The sequence below is a fragment of the Marinospirillum minutulum DSM 6287 genome (assembly GCF_000422325.1).
Lineage (GTDB): Bacteria > Pseudomonadota > Gammaproteobacteria > Pseudomonadales > Halomonadaceae > Marinospirillum > Marinospirillum minutulum.
The window spans coordinates 569,772-588,788 of sequence record NZ_KE383818.1; the positions used below are offsets into that span (position 1 = coordinate 569,772).

The window sequence follows — 19,017 nt, forward strand, 5'->3', positions numbered from 1 at the left end:
GGGGTGCTCCTATGCCGTTTCCTTTTAAAAAAATTACCCTCGGTTGCATTGCAGCTTTAAGTCTTCCTTTGCACGCTGAAACAGTTCAACTTGATGATCAAGTTATTACCGCTCGTGGTTATGCAAGTGATAGTTTTGATACACCTCAAGCAATTAGTGTAATTAAACCCAAAACTACAGACCAAGGAACTGCAGGTGACTTATTAGTAGGTCAGCCTGGTTTAGCCGTACAAAGTGATGGTGCTTGGGGTAAAAACCCTGTTTTACGTGGTATGAAAAAAGAAAGTGTGGTTGTAATGGTGGATGGTATTCGTGTTAATTCAGCCCAGCCACAAGGTGCTTTAGCATCTTTTTTAAATTTGGGCTTATTGGATCGAGCTGAGGTTATTAAAGGGCCTAATTCTGTGATGTATGGCAGTGGTGCCATGGGTGGTGTGGTTAACCTATTAACACCTTCACCTAAATTTACTAAAGAAAGCAAGTTAGGTGGCCGTTTTGGAGTTTCTGCAAGCAGTGTTGATAAAGGTTACAGCGGCGCAGTTTTATTGGAAGGTAGTAATGCAAAGCAGGGCTTTGTTGTTGGTTTAGCAGGTAGTGATATTGGTGATTACAAAAGCCCTAATGGCCGTGAAGAAAATACAGGCTACCAAGCGGCCAGTGCATTGGTAAAATATCACCATAAAATTGCAGATGATGTTGTGGTTCGTGCTAATTTACAGCGTCATAACGATGATGATGTATGGTATCCAGGTTCAGCACGTACGGGTGGTCAACCCGGAGGTGCAGGTGTACCGCCGCTACTTGGTAAAGTTACCATTCATTCCCCCAAGCAACACCGTGAATTGTATAGCTTAGGTTTAGATGCGCCATTAGCTGGGGGTACTTTAACAACAGATGTATATCATCAAGAAGTCTTTCGTCAAATAAGGGCTAATTCCCAAAACCTTAATCGTGATTATGTACGCAATGATGTCAGTTTTAAAACGAATGGTTTACGAAGTCAGTGGAATTCAACTTTAGGTGAGAGTAACTGGTTTAGTGTAGGTGTTGAAGGTTGGAAAATGACTGGTAATCCAGAAAGGTATATGGATAACAACCCACCTAATTTTAATAGTAATACACGTAATGACCCTTTCCGTGATGGTGAAATCACCTCTGTCGGTATTTTCTTACAAGATGAATTTGCTGTTGGTGATGCACTGATAACTGCTGGGTTACGCTATGACCAAGTTAAAGGTGATGCTTCAGTAAAAGGTGTTGGCCCGCAAGCACAAACAAAAGGCTTGGATAGTACCGATAACAACTTTTCTTGGTCTTTAGGCGCCGTACAGCCATTAACTAACACCGTTAATATTTATGCCAGTGTTGGGCAAGCTTACCGTGCAGCAGATTTACGTGAGCGTTTTGAAGACTCAGCCCGTGGTGATGGTTATTACCATGTCGGCAATCCACAACTCGACCCTGAGCGCTCTTCAAGCCTTGAGCTAGGTTTAAAAGCTCGTGATGGTTTACAAGCTTACCAAGTTGCAGCCTTTTACACGCAAATTGATGATTACATTGCTGGGCGAGTGACAGGACAAAATCATCCTAATGGTTTGCCTATCAAAAAGACTGAAAACCTAGATAAAGTAGAAATTTATGGCTTTGAAGGCAAGCTTGAATTACCCGTCAGTCTTATATTGGTTGATGCTGGCTTTACTTGGCTACATGGCACCAATAAAGAAGACAATGAGCCTTTATATGAAATGCCAGCTAATGAGTTGCGTTTAGGTGTTGGTCAACCCTCTGAGCAAGGTTTTAATTGGCACACGGGTATTAGGGCTGTAGCCAAGCAAGATAGAGTTGCTAGCAATTTCACCAATGGAAGTGAAGATGAAACGTCAGGCTTTGTTACGCTTGATGCGCGTTTAGGTTATAGCTTTGGTAAGGCAGCAGGTTTGCAATCAAGTCAGGTTAATTTAAAGCTAAATAACCTGTTAGATAAAAAATACCACGAACACCTAACAGATGGCATAAGTGGTCAAGAGCTAAAAGCGCCAGGTCGCGGAGTGGTTCTGGCATTTAGTGGGAGTTTCTAATGCGTATTAAACAATTTCTTGTTCTACTGATCAGCCTATTAATGGTTAATTTAAGTAGCAGTGTCTTTGCTCAAGAAAAATTGCCACACTTAGTGATTGCTGGTCCTTTTTCTGCCGTTGCCAATCCTTTAGTACATATGGTTGAGTCAGGTGCACTCGATGACCTAGCCGATAAAGTTGAATTTATTAGCTGGCGTGATCCTGATCATTTAAGAATGTTGGCTTTAAACGGTGAAACTGACGTGTTGGCAATGCCCGTTAACGTTGCTGCCAACCTTTATAATCGTGGTGCCCCAGTTCGCTTGTTGAATGTCTCCACCTGGGGCTTGTTGTGGATGGTGTCTCGCGAAAAAGGCTTAACGAGTATTGATGATTTTCGTGGTAAAGAAATTGCTATGCCCTTTCGTGGTGATATGCCAGATATTATCTTTGGTATTTTGGCAGAGCGGGCTGGTATTAATGTAAAAAAAGACCTTAAACTCCGTTATGTTGCTTCACCGTTAGATGCGATGCAGCTGTTGCTAATGAGGCGTGTTGATCATGCGCTGCTAGCAGAACCTGCTGTATCTATGGCATTACGCAAAAGTAACTCTTTCCCTATTGGAATTATTGCACCCGAATTATACCGAAGCTTAGATTTACAAAAAGCTTGGGGTATTAGCTTTAATAGAGAGGGGCGAATAGCTCAGGCGGGTATTACTTTAGTCGGCAAGCAACGTAATAATCCCGAATTGGCCGCACGCATAGCAGAAGAGTATGAAAAATCCTTGGCTTGGTGTATTGAAAAGCCAACTGAATGTGGCGAAATGATTGCTAAACGTGTTCCCATGTTGAATGCAGAAGCGGTAGCTGATGCTATGGCGGTAAGCCAAATGGATGCCGTTCCTGCAATGGATGCACGTGAAGAAGTTGAGTTTTTGCTGCAAGAATTATTTGATAAAAACCCATCTATGATAGGTGGGAAAATGCCTGACGAAGGTTTTTATTGGCAAAATCTTGAACAAAACTAAGGTAAAGAATGCCCTTAATTCGTAGTACCTTTCGTGAATTACCTAGCTACTTATGGAGTGGGTGGGGTGCTATTTGCAGCCTGCTTTTATTAATGGCTGCTTGGCAGCTAGTTAGCGAACATTATGGCTCTTTAGTTCTTGCTCAACCTTTAGAAACTTTTGCTAGCTTTAAGCAGCTCTGGAATGATCAAACCCTGCCCGAGGCCTTAATAATTACTGGGCGCAGGGCATTATCGGGTCTGTTTTTAGCTTTAGCTTTAGGTACAGGTTTAGGTTTATTGGCCGGTGTTTCCTTAACTGCATCTATGATGTCGAGGCCTTTGGTAACCGTCCTCTTGGGAATGCCACCTATCGCTTGGCTGGTTTTAGCAATGCTGTGGTTTGGTGCCAGCGATGGCACACCCATTTTTACGGTTTTTGTTGCCACTTTTCCTATGGTGTTTATTGGTGCATTGCAAGGTGCTCGTACGGTAGATAATCAACTTTATGAAATGGTACAAGCTTTACACCTACCTAAACGCATGATTTTAACTGAATTGTATTTACCCCATGTATTTTCTTATCTTTTTCCTGCTTGGGTCGCCGCTTTAGGTATGTCTTGGAAGATTGTTGTTATGGCTGAGCTGTTAGCTAATCAAGATGGTGTAGGCGCATCTTTAGCTGTCGCACGTTCACACTTAGATAGTGCGGCAAGTATGGCGTGGATTTGTGCGATTGTTCTCTTACTGTTAGGCATAGAGTATTTATTCTTAGAGCCTATTAAGCGGCAAGTTGAACGTTGGCGAGTAACTGAAGCATGATCCAAAAAAAGAATGGGTATTTAAAAGTTGATAAAGTCGATCATGACTTTGTTCGTACTCAAGTTTTGCAGAAGATTACCTTTTCAATTAAAGCAGGTGAGGTTTGCGCTTTAGTTGGGCCTTCTGGTTGTGGTAAAACCACCCTCTTGCACTTGTGTAATGGCTTATTAGATTTGCAAGATGGGGTTATTCAAAACACTTTTCAAAATACTGCCAGTATGTTTCAACAACCGCGTTTGCTACCGTGGAAAACCTGCCTAGACAATATGACCTTAGGTTTAAAAGCACGAGGATTTAAAAAGCAAGAACGCAACAATAAAGCACTCAAGCTGGCTTCATTAGTTGGGTTACAGCTCAGTGATTTAGAAAAATTTCCACATCAGTTATCGGGTGGAATGCAAAGCCGTGTTGCCCTAGCCAGAGTACTTCTTTTAGAGCCAGATTTACTCTTACTAGATGAGCCTTTTTCAGCTTTAGACATAGGCTTGAAAACAGAGTTATACCTATTGTTGCTTGAACAACAAACACAACGAAATTTAGCTGTTTTAATGATTACCCATGACCTAATGGAAGCGGTGCGCTTGTGCGATACAATTTTATTAATGAATAGTCAGCCAGGGCGCATTGCTGCACGCTTTAATCTGACTAGATCGACCAGCTTGCGGGATGATGCTTGGGTGTATCAAACCACGGCAGAGCTTTTACAGCAGACGGTAGTTCGCAAAAGCTTCGAGCTACCTGTTGTGACTAACTCTAGCCCTGTTGATTTGAGAAGTTGTGAATGGAGTTGTGAGTGTTAAATCATCCTGTTTGTTTATGTGCTTTTAGACCCTTCTTTTTACTCAGCTTAGCAAGTGGCTTAATCAGTCTATTTTTATGGCTGGGTTTTCTACAAGGCTGGTGGGTAATGCCTGCTAGCACAAGTGGAATTATTGTTTGGCATGCGCATGAATTGCTGTTTGGTTTTATTATGGCTGCCTTAGCAGGTTTTATTTTAACTGCTATGCCAGAATTTACCCGCACGCCAGATGTTGGTCGTCAGATTTTTATCGGTTTAGGCCTTCTTTGGCTACTGGGTCGAATAACCTTTTGGCTCAGTGGTTGGATAGGTATTCTTCCTGCCGCTATCACTAATATCGGTTTTTCATTCAGTTTATGGTTGTTTTTACAACCAAGATTATTAATTGACCCCTTACGCCGTCAGTGGCTTTTTTCAATGGGTTTAGCTGGAATGGCTGGTATTAGCTTAGGTTTTTATACCGATATCTTAAGAGATATTTATCCTATGCGTTGGATCCATGCTGGCATAGGAATGATGGTGGCTTTAATTGTGATAACCGCCAGTAAAATAGCTATGAGAATAGTAAACGAAGCGATTGATGCTTTACCAAAGCTAGCTAATGAAGATGCACCGGATGAATACCGTAGTACTCCACCGCGACGTAACCTAGCAGTGTTTTGTATTTTACTTTTTACCTTCACCCATTTTATTTGGCCAGAAGCTAGAGTAAATGGTTGGTTGGCTTTGGCAGCGGCAGCCAGTGTTTTTAATATTTTAAATGATTGGCATGTAGGAAGAGCATTATTAAGCAGGTGGCCTTTGCAATTTTATGCAACCTATTGGTTAATCGCTTTAGGTTATCTTGTGTTGGGCTTAGGGTATTTAGGTTTAGTTGTACCCGCATCGAGTGGTTGGCATTTATTGGCTATAGGCGGTATGAGCCTTTCTGTTTTCTCGGTGATTTGTATTTCTGGAAGAACCCATAGTGGCCATGAATTAGATGCACGTTCTTGGGTAAACCTTGTTGCTTTACTTATTGTTTTTTCGGCAATTAGCCGCGCTCTAGCAGGTTGGATTAACCTGTCCATCAATACCCTTTATTTTTTGAGTGCTAGTGCTTGGTTATTGGGTTTCTTAATTACTTTATATTACATGGCTCCCGTATTTATAAAGCAGCGACCTGATGGTGGCAAAGGCTGTGAAGAACCTATTGACCTTTAGGTTAAGCTAGCCCTAATTTTTTTATTAGGTCCTACTTTCACTAAACCTTCTGCCAAATTCCTTCTATTAAACGTACTTTACCAGCGGCTAAATTCGCCATTAGGTTTTTACCCATTTGTAAAAAGCGTGGACCAAAAATAAGCTGGGGCGTTAAAATACCAGTTTGCCCTCTGGCTTCTTTGTCGGTGTGTTTTTTGCGCCAGTTTAAAGCCTGTTCAGTGACTTCCTGCTGCCTAGTTTTAATAAAGCCTGCTGCTGTGAGCTGTTCTTCTAACTCGGCTGGCGTTATTAAATGGCTGGTCTTGGCGGTATCGGCCCAAGGCACAGGAAAGCTTAAAGGTTCTAGGTTATCGCCTTGTAAAACCTCATGGAGTAGCAAGCTACCCTTAGGTTTCAGTACTCGGTTTACTTCTGCCAAGCCCTTGGTTAAATCTGGCAGGTTCATTAAAGTGTGTTGGCTCCAAACCGCGTCGAAGCTTGCATCTTCTAAAGGTAGATTTTGAGCATCGGCACACACAAATTGAGTGCGGGCAGTTAAGCCCGTGGCTTGGGTTAGCCATTGGGCAACATCCACAAAGGGTTGGGTAATATCCACGCCTACCACTTGTAAGCCGTGCTCATCGACTAACAGGCGGCTGCTGCCACCTGTTCCGCAACCTAAATCTAGTACCTTTTGACCGGGTGAAAAACCGGCTTGTTCAGCAAGCTGACGGCTGGAGCGTCTACCGCCAACGTGCAGCTGATCTATTGCTGCGATAGCATCTAGGGTGAGTTGTTCTGGGTCTAAGCCTTCGGCAATAATCGCTTCACGTAAACGTGTGGCTAGGTGTTCATCCGCATAGTGGCTGGTTAACAAGTCTTGGTGTGTTGAATTCATAATAAAGCCTCTTTTTTGGCTTTTTGTACTTTTAAATAGGCTTCAATTAGCTTTTCGTGGGCTTCTAGTCCGTCTAACCCGGGAGCTGGTGCAAAACCTTGGAAAGTATCTTCGCCATTAATTAAACGTTCACCTGCCTCTACTTCATCTGCACCAAAATAAAGATTAAGTGCAGTGCGGTAATGATCAATGGACTCACCAGCTAGCGTGATCTCCAGCAAAGACTTAATACAGCGATAATGGGCAACACGGTTTTCATGTAGGTGTCCAAACAGTAATAAGCCATCTATTAAATCCAATGCTTCTTCTTGCTCACCTAAAGCTAGGCAAAGCATGGCACGGAGTTCACCTACACGGAGTTCTTTCCAAAAGGTAGAGCCACCAGGAACTAGGCCAATTAAAGCCGCGACTGGGTGTTGTTGGCTAAAGCCTGAATCATTAATGAGTTCGGCCACTTCATCTAGGTCTGGACGGTCAAGTTCTGGTAATTCTAAAAGCGCATCACGTAACTCGATACCTTGGTTATTATTATCCCAATGTAAATCATCGGCTGGGTAAATTTCAGAAAAACCTGGTACTAGAATACGGCAAGCATCTACACCTAGGTGTTGGTAATCCATAATGTAAACTTGGTGGCTGGAATCATGTAGTTGATTAAGTAACAAGTGGAACTGCTCTTCACTAGTACCAGGGAAGTTCCAATCGGTAAATGGAAAGTCAAAGCGGTCGCCAATTAAAGGCCAACCCACTAAACCGCTTGAATCAGTAAAGTGGGTTTCTAAATTATGTGGTTCTGCAACTTCGTTTAAGTCTAAAGTGGGAGCAGGGAAGACATCGAGCTGATCTAACGCACGGCCTTGTAATAATTCGGTTAAGGTGCGCTCTAGTGCTACTTCAAATAGCGGATGAGCTCCAAAAGAAGCAAAACAACCACCATCTTTAGGGTTTAACAAAGTAACGTTAATGACTGGGTAGCGCCCACCCATGGAAGCATCTCTAGCTTGTACATGAAAACCAGCTTCTTCTAAAGCGGCTATTGCTGTGACTACTTTAGGGTAGCGTGCTAAAACAGCTTGCGGAATAAGTGGGGGGCAAAGTCCTTCTACTAATAAACGGGCTTTAATGGCACGCTCAAAAATTTCTGATAAGGCTTGAGTATAAGCTTCGTAGCGGTTATTGCCTGCCGACATACCATTGGAAACAAATAGATTACCAATTAGGTTGACTGGAAACCATACAGGCTGCTGGTCGCTTTGGCGCACAAAAGGCAGCGCACAGATGCCACGATTGATTGAACCAGAGTTAATATCTACCAAACCCGCTGGTTCTAGCGTTTCTTCTTGCTGATAAATGGCTAAACAGTGTTCATCTAATAAGTCTGGGTGCAACTTATTGCTGTCGGCAGAAAACCAGCGTTCTTGTGGGTAGTGAACAAACTCACCCTGCGCAATTTCAGGCCCTAACCAAAAGTCTGCCCAGAAGTAGTTGCAGCTTAATCGCTCAAAAAATTCACCTAAAGCCGAGGCTAAGGCCGCTTCTTTAGTAGAACCCTTGCCATTGGTAAATAACTGTGGGCAATCTAGGTCTTGCAAATGAACCGACCAAACATGGGGAACAGGGTTTAGCCAAGACTTAGGTTGAACATTAAACCCTAGTTTTTTTAGTTGGAATTCTAATCGAGCAATGGTGCTTTCAAGTGGTGCATCTTTGCCAGGAATAAGGTTTGTTGCAGTTGAACTACCAGTCATATTTGTGCTCGTTTATTAAGTAATGTGCAGCAGAATAGCAGGCTGGACTAAGGCTTGCCAGAAGTGTTGGCGAGTTTTAGTTTTGTCAAGTGTCCACAGGCTGAGTATTAAGGTTATTTGTTACTAGTCGTTGGCTAACTAGTCCAAGCTTGGGTTGAGTGCAAAGGTTTTCTTTTACTTGGCTATGTCAAGTATTGACTTTAAATAAATTTCTAAAATTTAATAAAATCAATAAGTTATAAGCAAAAATTAGTTTAGTGTACTTTTGTCTTTATGCAGCCTACTGGGGACTGGTGCCTTTTTAGCCAATTTGTAGCTAGGCTTGTTTTAATGGGGGTAAGGGCAGTCTGCTACGAGCTTACTCACAAACTTATCCACAGCTAATGTGCATAAGTGAATAAAGAAATAAGTGAAAAATAAGCAAAAAAAAGGGTAGCTAATAAGCTACCCCCAGTGCAAATATCCGCACTCAATAATCGACCTTCAATTCTTTAAAGCATTTGCCAATTTCTTTATTACCAACCGCTGGCTCTTGCTAGTGGTTGTTGCGCCTGCTGATAAAGCTGAACGGTTAGTTGCACACCTGCATCACCATCTTCGTATAAAGAGTCAAGCAGTTGTCCATCTAAATCTTGGCGTTTTGCAACAGCGAGTCGTACAGCTGCTTCGTTATCTTCACTAAGTTGCTTTAAGGCACTAAAGCTTGGTTGACCGTGCCGTGCAATCATTAACCTGACGCGAGGATCTGGATGGCTGACTAGTTCATCAGCTAGTTCCTGCGGCAGATTGGAATTTTGTGCAAGAGTAAAAGCCAACTCTGGGTGCTTGCTGTAGATATAGTGCCAAGTTTCTGGTCTAGCGGTCATACTGAGTGCCAAGCGTTGCTCTAGATGATGCTTACTGACTAAAAGGTCTTGTAGCTGTTTTGTATCTAACATGATTGCCTCCAAATGCTGCACTTGCTAACTAGACGAAAGTATAATGCATTGAGTAGCGATACTACAAGTTGAATTTGCATTCAATTTGGTTCTTTAGGCTATTTCTTTTTGATGGATTAAGGGTAAGCTATCCGTCTTGTATTTTCTTAACTTGCGGTGGGCCTAAAACTGATGAAATTTCGCTTTCCTGTTGTGGTTGTTGATGAAGATTTTCGTTCTGAAAATATTTCAGGTTCAGGTATTCGTGATCTTGCTGAAGCCATTGGCAAAGAAGGTATGGAAGTTGTTGGCTACACCAGCTATGGCGACTTAACCGCTTTTGCTCAGCAGGCTAGCCGCGCTTCCTGTTTTATTGTTTCTTTAGACGATGAAGAAATTGGTGAGGGCACAGAAGAAGGTGCTAGCCGAGCATTAGAAGTTATCAGCAGCTTTATAACTGAAGTACGCAAGCGTAATAGTGATATTCCTATTTTTCTTTATGGTGAAACACGTACTTCACGGCACATTCCTAATGCCATTTTACGTGAGCTGCACGGCTTTATTCACATGTTTGAAGACACGCCTGAATTTGTGGCACGGCACATTATTCGTGAAGCCAAAAAATATTTAGAAGCCTTAGCACCGCCCTTCTTTTCTGCATTGATGGATTACGCTAGTGATTCTTCTTATTCTTGGCATTGCCCCGGTCACTCAGGCGGCGTTGCTTTTCTAAAAAGCCCTGTAGGGCAAATGTTCCACCAATTTTTTGGTGAGAATATGCTACGTGCCGACGTGTGTAATGCGGTAGATGAGCTAGGCCAGCTGTTAGACCATACTGGCCCGGTGGCTGCCAGCGAACAAAATGCGGCACGTATTTTTGGTGCCGATCACCTGTTTTTTGTGACTAACGGTACTTCAACTTCTAACAAGGTCGTTTGGCATTCTACCGTTGCCCCCGGCGATATAGTTGTGGTTGACCGTAACTGCCATAAGTCGATTTTGCACTCGATTATTATGACCGGCGCGATTCCGGTATTTTTAATGCCGACCCGTAATCACTACGGCATTATTGGCCCCATTCCTAAAAGTGAATTTGACCCTGCTACCATTCAGCAAAAAATTGCCGACAACCCTTTTGCTCGCAATGCCACCAACAAAAAGCCACGCATTCTAACCCTTACCCAATCCACTTATGACGGTATTGTGTATAACGTGGAAGAAATTAAGCAAATTTTAGGCAATACCATTGATACCTTACACTTTGATGAAGCTTGGTTACCGCATGCGGCTTTCCATGAATTCTATAAAGATATGCACGCCATTGGTGGTAGTGAGCGTGAGCGTTCAGATGAAACCTTAGTTTTTTCAACCCAGTCCACGCATAAGTTGCTAGCAGGTTTGTCACAGGCTTCACAAATTTTGGTGCAAGATAGTAAAAACCGTAAGCTAGATCGCTACCGTTTTAATGAATCCTACCTAATGCACTCTTCAACCAGCCCGCAATATGCGATTATTGCTTCGTGTGATGTAGCAGCAGCCATGATGGAAGAACCCGGTGGTCATGCCTTGGTAGAAGAGTCTATTTTAGAAGCTATCGACTTCCGCCGTGCTATGCGCAAGGTTGATGATGAGTTTGGTGATGATGATTGGTGGTTTAAAGTTTGGGGGCCAGACAAGTTAACCCAAGAAGAAGGCATAGGTGATCGTGATGATTGGGTGATTCATTCAGGTGATACTTGGCATGGCTTTGGCGAAATAGAAACCGGCTTTAATATGCTAGACCCCATTAAAGCCACTATTATTACCCCTGGGTTAGACGTTGATGGTAATTTTGATGAATGCGGTATTCCTGCATCCATAGTGAGCAAATACCTAGCCGAACACGGCATTATTATTGAAAAAACAGGGCTCTATTCCTTCTTCATTATGTTTACCATTGGCATTACCAAAGGCCGTTGGAATTCTATGGTAACGGAATTGCAGCAGTTTAAAGACGATTACGATAACAACCTGCCTATTTGGCGGGTGATGCCTGAATTTGCTAAACGCTTCCCTACTTATGAGCGCACTGGCCTACGTGATTTATGTAATGCGATTCATGCGGTTTATAAGGAATATAACCTAGCGCGTATTACCACCGATATGTATTTATCCAAAATTGAACCGGCCATGTTACCTGCCGATGCTTGGGCAAAAATGGCGCACCGCCAAGTGGAACGCTGCCCAATAGATGAGTTGGAAGGGCGTATAACCGCCATGCTGGTAACGCCTTATCCTCCAGGTATTCCATTACTGATCCCCGGCGAACGCTTTAATGCCACCATTGTTGGCTACTTAAAGTTTGTGCGGGACTTTAACCAACGCTTCCCCGGCTTTGAAACCGATGTGCATGGTTTAACCCATGAAGTGGTTAATGGCGTAGAAGGCTATTACGTGGATGTGTTGCTTTAATTTAGAACTGCTTTAAACAGCTATACCTAACCCCTAAAGTCAGTTTTAGGGGTTAGTTTTACTGCTTAGGCGTATTGACAGTAGTTTTTCAGCTATAGTAAGGTTTATTAATTATAAGTAATAAATAAGAAATGGATGTTTGAAGAATGGATAGTCTTCGTTGTATTTGTATTGCAAGTTTGTGCTTTGTTATATCCCCTGTCGCCATCGCTGATCTTCCTCTCATTGTTGAAGACCTTATTACTGATAAGGGAAAAATCAAGCTCGATACCTCTCTGTCTTACTCTAATAGTGATCGGCAAAAATTGCTAACGGATGAGCCTATTGTTGTTCAAACTGGCGAAACTTCGTTTATCACACTGCCAACAAAATTCGGGGAGTTCAAAGGTAACACTGATGTTCTTGTTGCCACGTTGGGTGTGAGATATGGGGTGACACGTGATGCGGAAATATATACGCGAGCCAGCTATTTATATCGAAGTGCGCGCTCCAGCGATCTGTCAGGGATAAACGATGATAGTGAAAATCGTTTTGTAGACTCTTGGGTTGGTTTGAACTACCAATTCTCGCAAGACAATGATACACCCGCGCTGCTTGGCTTTATTGAAGGCGCACTTTATGAGAAGAATCAGGAAAGCGGCTCTTCAGGTAAGTCCTGGTCGCTGGGCATGACGACCTATCGAGCGATTGATCCAGTCGTACTCTCTGTAACATCAGCCTTTCAATGGAATCAGAAGCGTAATGATGGTGATGTTAGCTTTCAGCCCGGTAATTATTTTTTACTAACGCCCTCGGTGGCGTTTGCGGTCAATGACCGAGTCACGCTTACTACAGGATTTCAATGGATGAACCGACAGGCAGACCGCTATGACGATAAACCACAAGGATTTCGCCGAACGAGCACGGATGTAACGCTCGGTTTGGGCTACGGAGTCTCGAAGGGAAATACGCTTAATTTTTCCTTCAAGGCAAACGTCTCGGGTCAAAATGGGGCAGACCTGAGACTTAATTGGCTATACGCCTTTTAAATCAGCCCCTTTGTTAATTTTACATGGAGTAAAAATAATGAAGAAAGCAATTATCGCAACCCTTTTGAGTGGTGCTATCTCTTTACCTGCATTCGCTGCCAATGGTAATGACCTGGCTGATGCTAACCTGATCTTCAATATGGACAATAGCCAATCTATGGAACTGGCTGTGTTGTCATCTGAAGAGATGAAGAGCACAGAAGGAGCATTCTGGCAATATGGTCTTGGTGGTTTAGCAGGTGCTTACGGTGCAGGTTATGGTTACTTGGCAGGTGGCGGGTCTAGTCCTTGGGGCTTCTTAGGCTCCATGGCTGCAGGTGGGGCAAGTGGCGTTCTATCACCGGTTAATGGTATCAGAGTCGGGGTAAAAGCTTTTGGACAATCCTTTGTCGGTGGAGCCGTAACTGGCTATGGCTCTTATAGTAATTGGTGGTAACAATGTTTGGGCTATCCGTATGGATGGCCCTCTTTATCGAATAGTATAACTGGCGATCAAAATGACTCTATTAAATGTATTGCTAACCTGTGCAGTTGCTATCTTATCAGCAGGGTTAGTCTATCTCCTGTTTTATCTTGCTTTTAAAGATCGATTAAAAAACAAGTACCTATTATTTATAAGAGCAAGCCTAATGACGTTAGCGGGCGGCGTCTCTGCTCATATGTTGCAGAGATTGATTGAGTAATTACTGTTTGCCACAATTCTTGTGTTAAGGTGGTCAATGAAAAATACTGTTGTGACGATTTTATTATCTGTATCTTTATTAGTTTCTTTTTCTGTTAGAGCATCAGATGCGGCATATGTAAATAGCTATAATTTGCGAGGCTCTATTCCTATTAATAGTTGGAAAACGATGCGTGATACAGAGATAGTAAAGCAAGACTTGGATTATTCATGTGGCGCAGCATCATTGGCGACTGTTCTTAATGAATATTATGGCTTGTCTGTTACCGAAGAAGAAATTTTAAAGATCATGGATAAAGAAGACATGCGGGCCTCCTTTGATGATATGGCTAATGCACTGAAGGAGCTGGGTTTTCGAGGTGTAGGGTATGCGGCGTCATTTGAGCAACTTACTAAGCTAAAAATTCCTGTTATCGTTTATACAAAGCATCGCAGGGATGATCACTTTTCTGTGTTACGAGGAATCAACAGCGACACCGTGTGGCTTGCAGACCCTTCGCAGGGTAATCGTACTTATAGTAGATACCAATTCCTTGAAATGTGGGAAACCCGTGAGGACTCAGAGTTAAAAGGCAAGATTCTAGCCATTATCCCCTTGGACCAAGAAGTACAGAGCGTGAGTGACTTTTTCACCAGCCAGCCAAGAAGGCAAACCGCGCAAGCGGTGCAACAACAGGTATTTCGAAATACTCATTAAGCCCCTAACTATCTGATACCTAGTTTCAAACATTAGAACAACAAGAAAGCCTGAAACACCTAATTAATCAGTGATTGCCGACCAAGATCGGCAACTGGCTTAAAGTATCTTCAGGCTTGTTTCCTTATCTTAAATAATTTTTAATTCCTTTAGCTTTTCTAATAATTGCTCTGCTGGTGTGTTTTCATTTTCCAGTAGGGCAATCTCTTGGTATTGATTTGGTTTGCTGAGTTCAGGGCTTTGAATTACAGCACTTATTATTTCGTTATCAGATGAGTTTTGCTGTTGGCTTGCCTGTGAAGTAATCAGCAGCAAACCTTTAGTCAGTAGCCAAGCTTCTAGTTGGGGTTGTTCTTCTGCTAAACCGCCTGCGAGTTCTTCTTCATCTATTACTAAGGCAAAACGTCCGGCGTTAAACACTAAGCGTTCTAGCTGAATGGCTAATTGCTGGCGCTGGGCTTTACTTCCACCTTGTAGGGTAACTTTTGCAGGAATTTGCCCTAACCTAGCGGCTCTTTCACTGCTAGTAACTGGGGTGAGTTCTATTGTTTTTGCTGTTTCTGACGGCGCTTCCTGATGACTGGCTTGAATCATACCTGCTGCAACGGTGGTGTTTTCATACCGGTCAATCAGAATAAAACTACCGGTGGTGGGATTGGTTAAATAATCATCGGCTAAAATAGGTTGTTCTAGTTGCAATTCAACACGAGCAATTTCATTCAGCTTAAGTTCAGCGGCTGGCTGGCGCTCTAAAGTGTTGACTTGGGTGGTGTAGTGAATGGCTAGAATACGTGCATTTACCAAGCGACTGGCGGTTTTAAGTAAATAGGTTTTGCCTTGTAAAGAAGGCGTTTCAGCCATCCACACCATGTCTGCGGTGATTCTGTCAGTAACAACCGAAATGTCATCGGCAGCCACTAAAATATCACCACGAGAAATATCAATTTCATCTTCAAGCGTAAGAGTAATCGCCATTTGTGGGTAGGCGTGTTGCAGTTCACCCTGAAAAGTAACGATGGATTTTACCTGACTGGTTAAACCTGAAGGCAGTACTCGCAACGTGTCGCCAACGCTGAGTTTTCCAGCAGCTAACGTGCCGCAATAACCACGAAAGTCACGGTTGGGGCGGTTAACGTATTGCACAGGAAAGCGCAGCGGTTGATTAGCACTGGCTGGCTGAATTGCCAAACTTTCTAGCAAAGCCATTAAAGGCAAGCCCTGATACCAGGCTAAAGAGGGGCTGGCATTGACCACATTATCGCCCTGCAAAGCAGAAAGCGGCACAAAATGCAGCTCTGGCAATTTAAGCTGGGTACGCTTAGCAAGTGATTGCGCAAAGGCTAGGTAGTCTTCACGAATTTGGTTAAACCTTGCTTGGCTAAAATCAACCAAATCCATTTTATTCACCACTACAACCAAGTGCTTTAATCCTAAAAGCGATACTAAATAACTGTGGCGAAAAGTTTGTACCTGCATGCCTTTACGTGCATCGATCAACACTAAGGCAACATCGGAATTGGAAGCACCAGTCACCATATTGCGGGTGTATTGTTCGTGGCCTGGTGTGTCGGCAATGATAAATTTACGCTTGGCGGTTGAAAAATAACGGTAAGCAACATCAATGGTAATGCCTTGTTCTCTTTCGGCCTGCAAGCCATCCACCAATAAGGCTAAATCCACCGTATCACCCGTAGTACCTTGGGTTTTACTGTCTTTTTGAATGGCTTCCAGCTGGTCTTCGTAAATCATTTTACTGTCGTGAAGCAAACGCCCAATCAGGGTTGATTTACCATCATCAACATTGCCGCAGGTTAGTAAACGCAATAGCTGTTTGTTTTCTTGCTGTAATAAATAACCTTGAATATCGGTGCTAATTAAATCGCCCTGTTCTTGAATATAACTGGCAGTCATTAGAAATAACCCTCCATTTTTTTCTGTTCCATCGAGCCACGCGCATCTTTATCAATCATCCGGCCTTGGCGTTCAGACGTACTGGTTAAGAGCATTTCTTGAATAATTTCTGGCAGGGTAGCAGCGGTAGATTCAATCGCCCCTGTTAGTGGGTAACAACCCAAGGTTCTAAAGCGCACTTGTTTGAGTTGCGGTTCTTCGCCCTCTGCTAAGGGTAGGCGTTTATCGTCAACCATTATCCAAGCGCCATCCCGCTTAACCACAGGGCGCAGCGCAGAAAAATACAGCGGCACTAGCGGAATTTTTTCCAGCCAGATGTACTGCCAAATATCCAATTCAGTCCAGTTAGACAGCGGAAAAACACGAATGCTTTCGCCTTTTTTTACTTCTGTGTTGTACAAGTTCCACAGCTCTGGCCGTTGGTTTTTAGGGTCCCAACGGTGGTTTTTATCCCGAAATGAAAAGACCCTTTCTTTAGCCCGCGATTTTTCTTCATCACGCCTAGCGCCACCAAAAGCCGCATCAAAACCATACTTGTCTAAGGCTTGTTTTAAGGCCGCAGTTTTCATTAAATCGGTATGCAAAGCCGAACCGTGAATGGCTGGGTTAATATCCATCGCCACGCCTTCTGGGTTGGTGTGTACCAGCAATTCCATACCCGCATCTTTGGCGGCTTGGTCACGAAAGCGAATCATCTCCTGAAACTTCCAAGTGGTATCCACATGCAGCAAAGGGAAGGGCGGTGTGCCCGGATAAAAAGCTTTACGTGCTAGGTGCAACATAACGGAAGAGTCTTTCCCTATGGAATACATCATCACAGGGTTAGCAAAACTAGCCGCCACTTCACGAATAATGTGAAGGCTTTCAGCTTCTAGCTGCTGTAAATGAGTAAGCCGTGATTCGGCAAGCGCAGGCATTTTTTATTCCTGTTAACAAAGTTTAAAAGAAGAATGCAGGAGAGTATGCAGCTTGCTGAGGGTAACTAAAAAGAATAAATAGATATTCTCTAATTCCTTTAAGGAATAAGGGGGCTGGGTAGTAGGGGGTAAGTAATTAGCTAGAGTGACAAGACTCGTAGAATTTACAAATGATGTTATACTCTGGTCATAACTAGTCAGAGGTTATGATAGTGGATGAAATTGACATCCTGTTAAGCATGCATGGCGAGCAAGTTCATCGTGATGATGGTTATTGGTGGAAAATTGAGGCTTGGGTTGTGCCACCGACTAAAGAGCGGCCTCATGGTATCCGATACAATCTTACTCTGCATAACAAGTTTAATAAGCGAGTATTTGGGCACGATAATGCACATGCAGTAAAACCACCGAAAGCTAAGAAATTTAGTGGTAAACGTTATGAATATGACCATTTACACAGTTCAGCAGTTGATTTAGGTACGCCTTATGAATTCTCTGATTGCTATGCCCTGCTACAAGATTTTTTTGAGGGTATTGATAAAACCATTGCTGCCATAGAAGGTAAATAATATGAAAATAAGAATTGGAATTATGTCTGAAAAGCTCATCCGTATGAGATTACTAGCCATTGCCCAACGTAAATACACGCCTCAACTAAATGAGCCAAAACTTTGGTATGCATCAATTAACGCAGTTTCACAGATCCTTCGCCCAGAAAATATTGAGTTATTGCGCTTAATAGACTCTGAAAGACCTGAGAGTTTGACACAATTAGCAGAGCTAACTGGTCGAGCTAAGTCTAATCTTTCTAATACACTTAAAACATTAAGCGATAAAGGGTTTGTGCGTTTAGAGCAGGGTAGCGGTAGATCAATCAAACCAGTAGCTCTTTATACAGACTTTGAAATTGTTACCAATTCAGAGCTTGAACACTATTTGTTGCAGCTATCTATTAGTCAGTCAGCAGCCTAATGTTTGAAGGTGTTTTGTTGTGTTAACATAAAATTAATCTTGTAGGAGCAGTTTGAAAGTGGTGAGGTGGTGACTATTGCTTCAAGTAAAGCAGTGAGTATCTAAATGGTCTTTACCAGCGCCGTGGCAGTGAACAATGCAACCTACCTTTAACGGTTTTCTTAATGTTAATTGTTTTTGACTTACCACGGCGATAGGCTTGTTCAGAGCCAGCTAAGGTGTCGCAATAACGACCGTAAGAGCTGCAAACCTTAACATTTAATCCATCAAAACTGGCTTCAAGATAAGTTTTTTGGCTGTTTCTATCGACATTGGCTAGAGAAAAACCAACACCTTTTTCACCACGTTGCAATTCAAAACTCACACTCTGAGCTGCTTGCCAATTTTTACCAAATTTTGCTGTTGCGTTGCTAAGGCTGCATTGAATAACATCACCGTAAGGAGCTAAGTGGCGTGTTGCTGCTAAACGCTCTTGCCTTTCATCTTCTTTTAATGATTCTGCTGCCCACTGACGGTGGCGCTCTGCTTGGATTTCTTGCCTACGTTTTTTTTCAGCAGCTTGGCGTATTGCTTTGGCTTCATCTAGGCGGGCCTGTTCTTTATAAGCCTCGTAGCGTTCTGAGCTGGACAGGGTATTCCATTCATCGGTACTCATGCCTAGGGGGTGGCTAGCACAACCAATAAGAAGAAGTACCACCCAAAAAACAACCGCTAATCTAGCAAAGTTCTTCACTTGTTCGCCTTTTTTTTACCATATAGTTTTTTATAACGCTTTTGCATTGCTTGCGCTTTAGTTAAGTCTGTGGAACTTAAATGCAGCAAGCCTATAAGCTAAATTTTTAGGAGTGTTTGGCATAAAGCACCTTGCTAGCAATGGAATAAAAGCACTGACTTAACCTTTGCCCTTAACTTTACCAACTTAAAAAC

General features: G+C 42.9%; 17 protein-coding genes. 11 read left to right on the forward strand and 6 right to left on the reverse strand.

Features of this window, described 5'->3' with window-relative positions:
* The first annotated feature begins 11 nt into the window (after positions 1-11).
* The 5 genes from H571_RS0112305 to H571_RS0112325 are packed head-to-tail and all read left to right on the forward strand — an operon-like array spanning position 12 to position 5,890.
* Positions 12-2,078 (forward strand): TonB-dependent receptor plug domain-containing protein, encoded by a 2,067-nt coding sequence (locus H571_RS0112305; protein WP_027849575.1) that lies wholly within the window; start codon positions 12-14, stop codon positions 2,076-2,078.
* The gene (locus tag H571_RS0112310; RefSeq protein ID WP_027849576.1) at positions 2,078-3,088 is read left to right on the forward strand and encodes an ABC transporter substrate-binding protein; all 1,011 of its coding nucleotides are present in this window, start codon (positions 2,078-2,080) and stop codon (positions 3,086-3,088) included. The genes H571_RS0112305 and H571_RS0112310 overlap by 1 nt, the downstream gene beginning before the upstream one ends.
* Before the next feature lie 8 nt (positions 3,089-3,096).
* Positions 3,097-3,888: an ABC transporter permease gene (locus tag H571_RS0112315; RefSeq protein WP_027849577.1), complete on the forward strand. Its 792-nt coding sequence runs from the start codon at positions 3,097-3,099 to the stop codon at positions 3,886-3,888.
* Positions 3,885-4,688: an ABC transporter ATP-binding protein gene (locus tag H571_RS15140; RefSeq protein ID WP_051168327.1), complete on the forward strand. Its 804-nt coding sequence runs from the start codon at positions 3,885-3,887 to the stop codon at positions 4,686-4,688. The genes H571_RS0112315 and H571_RS15140 overlap by 4 nt, the downstream gene beginning before the upstream one ends.
* On the forward strand, positions 4,682-5,890 hold the full coding sequence (locus H571_RS0112325; RefSeq protein ID WP_027849578.1) for an NnrS family protein: 1,209 nt from the start codon (positions 4,682-4,684) through the stop codon (positions 5,888-5,890). The genes H571_RS15140 and H571_RS0112325 overlap by 7 nt, the downstream gene beginning before the upstream one ends.
* 40 nt (positions 5,891-5,930) lie before the next feature.
* Here the strand turns inward: H571_RS0112325 and H571_RS0112330 are convergent, their stop codons facing one another.
* The 3 genes from H571_RS0112330 to H571_RS0112340 form a co-directional block, all read right to left on the reverse strand.
* Positions 5,931-6,767, reverse strand: coding sequence for a class I SAM-dependent methyltransferase (locus H571_RS0112330; RefSeq protein ID WP_027849579.1), 837 nt, complete (start codon positions 6,765-6,767; stop codon positions 5,931-5,933).
* Positions 6,764-8,515, reverse strand: coding sequence for a 30S ribosomal protein S12 methylthiotransferase accessory factor YcaO (gene ycaO, locus H571_RS0112335; protein ID WP_027849580.1), 1,752 nt, complete (start codon positions 8,513-8,515; stop codon positions 6,764-6,766). Before ycaO ends, H571_RS0112330 begins: the two co-directional genes overlap by 4 nt.
* 515 nt (positions 8,516-9,030) lie before the next feature.
* Positions 9,031-9,453: a hypothetical protein gene (locus H571_RS0112340; protein WP_027849581.1), complete on the reverse strand. Its 423-nt coding sequence runs from the start codon at positions 9,451-9,453 to the stop codon at positions 9,031-9,033.
* Positions 9,454-9,624: 171 nt separating this feature from the next.
* On the opposite strand from H571_RS0112340, the gene H571_RS0112345 reads away from it, so the two are divergent.
* The 4 genes from H571_RS0112345 to H571_RS0112365 all read left to right on the forward strand — a co-directional run bounded on the left by H571_RS0112345 (position 9,625) and on the right by H571_RS0112365 (position 14,290).
* A complete protein-coding gene (locus H571_RS0112345; protein WP_027849582.1) occupies positions 9,625-11,883 on the forward strand; it encodes an arginine/lysine/ornithine decarboxylase in 2,259 nt (752 codons plus the stop codon).
* Between the two features lie 146 nt (positions 11,884-12,029).
* Positions 12,030-12,911, forward strand: a complete 882-nt coding sequence (locus H571_RS0112350) for a hypothetical protein (protein ID WP_027849583.1) — start codon at positions 12,030-12,032, stop codon at positions 12,909-12,911.
* A 37-nt stretch (positions 12,912-12,948) separates the two neighbouring features.
* Positions 12,949-13,347: a hypothetical protein gene (locus H571_RS15630; RefSeq protein WP_051168328.1), complete on the forward strand. Its 399-nt coding sequence runs from the start codon at positions 12,949-12,951 to the stop codon at positions 13,345-13,347.
* Between the two features lie 283 nt (positions 13,348-13,630).
* Positions 13,631-14,290, forward strand: a complete 660-nt coding sequence (locus H571_RS0112365; protein WP_027849585.1) for a C39 family peptidase — start codon at positions 13,631-13,633, stop codon at positions 14,288-14,290.
* Positions 14,291-14,419: 129 nt separating this feature from the next.
* Here the strand turns inward: H571_RS0112365 and cysN are convergent, their stop codons facing one another.
* Positions 14,420-16,201, reverse strand: coding sequence for a sulfate adenylyltransferase subunit CysN (gene cysN, locus H571_RS0112370; RefSeq protein ID WP_027849586.1), 1,782 nt, complete (start codon positions 16,199-16,201; stop codon positions 14,420-14,422).
* Positions 16,201-17,118, reverse strand: coding sequence for a sulfate adenylyltransferase subunit CysD (cysD, locus tag H571_RS0112375; protein WP_027849587.1), 918 nt, complete (start codon positions 17,116-17,118; stop codon positions 16,201-16,203). The genes cysN and cysD overlap by 1 nt, the downstream gene beginning before the upstream one ends.
* A gap of 212 nt (positions 17,119-17,330) precedes the next feature.
* Between cysD and H571_RS0112380 the strand changes: the two genes are divergently transcribed.
* Both H571_RS0112380 and H571_RS0112385 read left to right on the forward strand, forming a co-directional pair.
* Positions 17,331-17,687 (forward strand): toxin-antitoxin system TumE family protein, encoded by a 357-nt coding sequence (locus H571_RS0112380; RefSeq protein WP_156887877.1) that lies wholly within the window; start codon positions 17,331-17,333, stop codon positions 17,685-17,687.
* Between the two features lies 1 nt (position 17,688).
* Positions 17,689-18,090, forward strand: a complete 402-nt coding sequence (locus H571_RS0112385; protein ID WP_027849589.1) for an HVO_A0114 family putative DNA-binding protein — start codon at positions 17,689-17,691, stop codon at positions 18,088-18,090.
* Positions 18,091-18,202: 112 nt separating this feature from the next.
* Here H571_RS0112385 and H571_RS0112390 read toward each other — a convergent pair whose 3' ends face one another.
* Positions 18,203-18,823, reverse strand: coding sequence for a hypothetical protein (locus H571_RS0112390; protein WP_027849590.1), 621 nt, complete (start codon positions 18,821-18,823; stop codon positions 18,203-18,205).
* Positions 18,824-19,017: the final 194 nt, after the last annotated feature.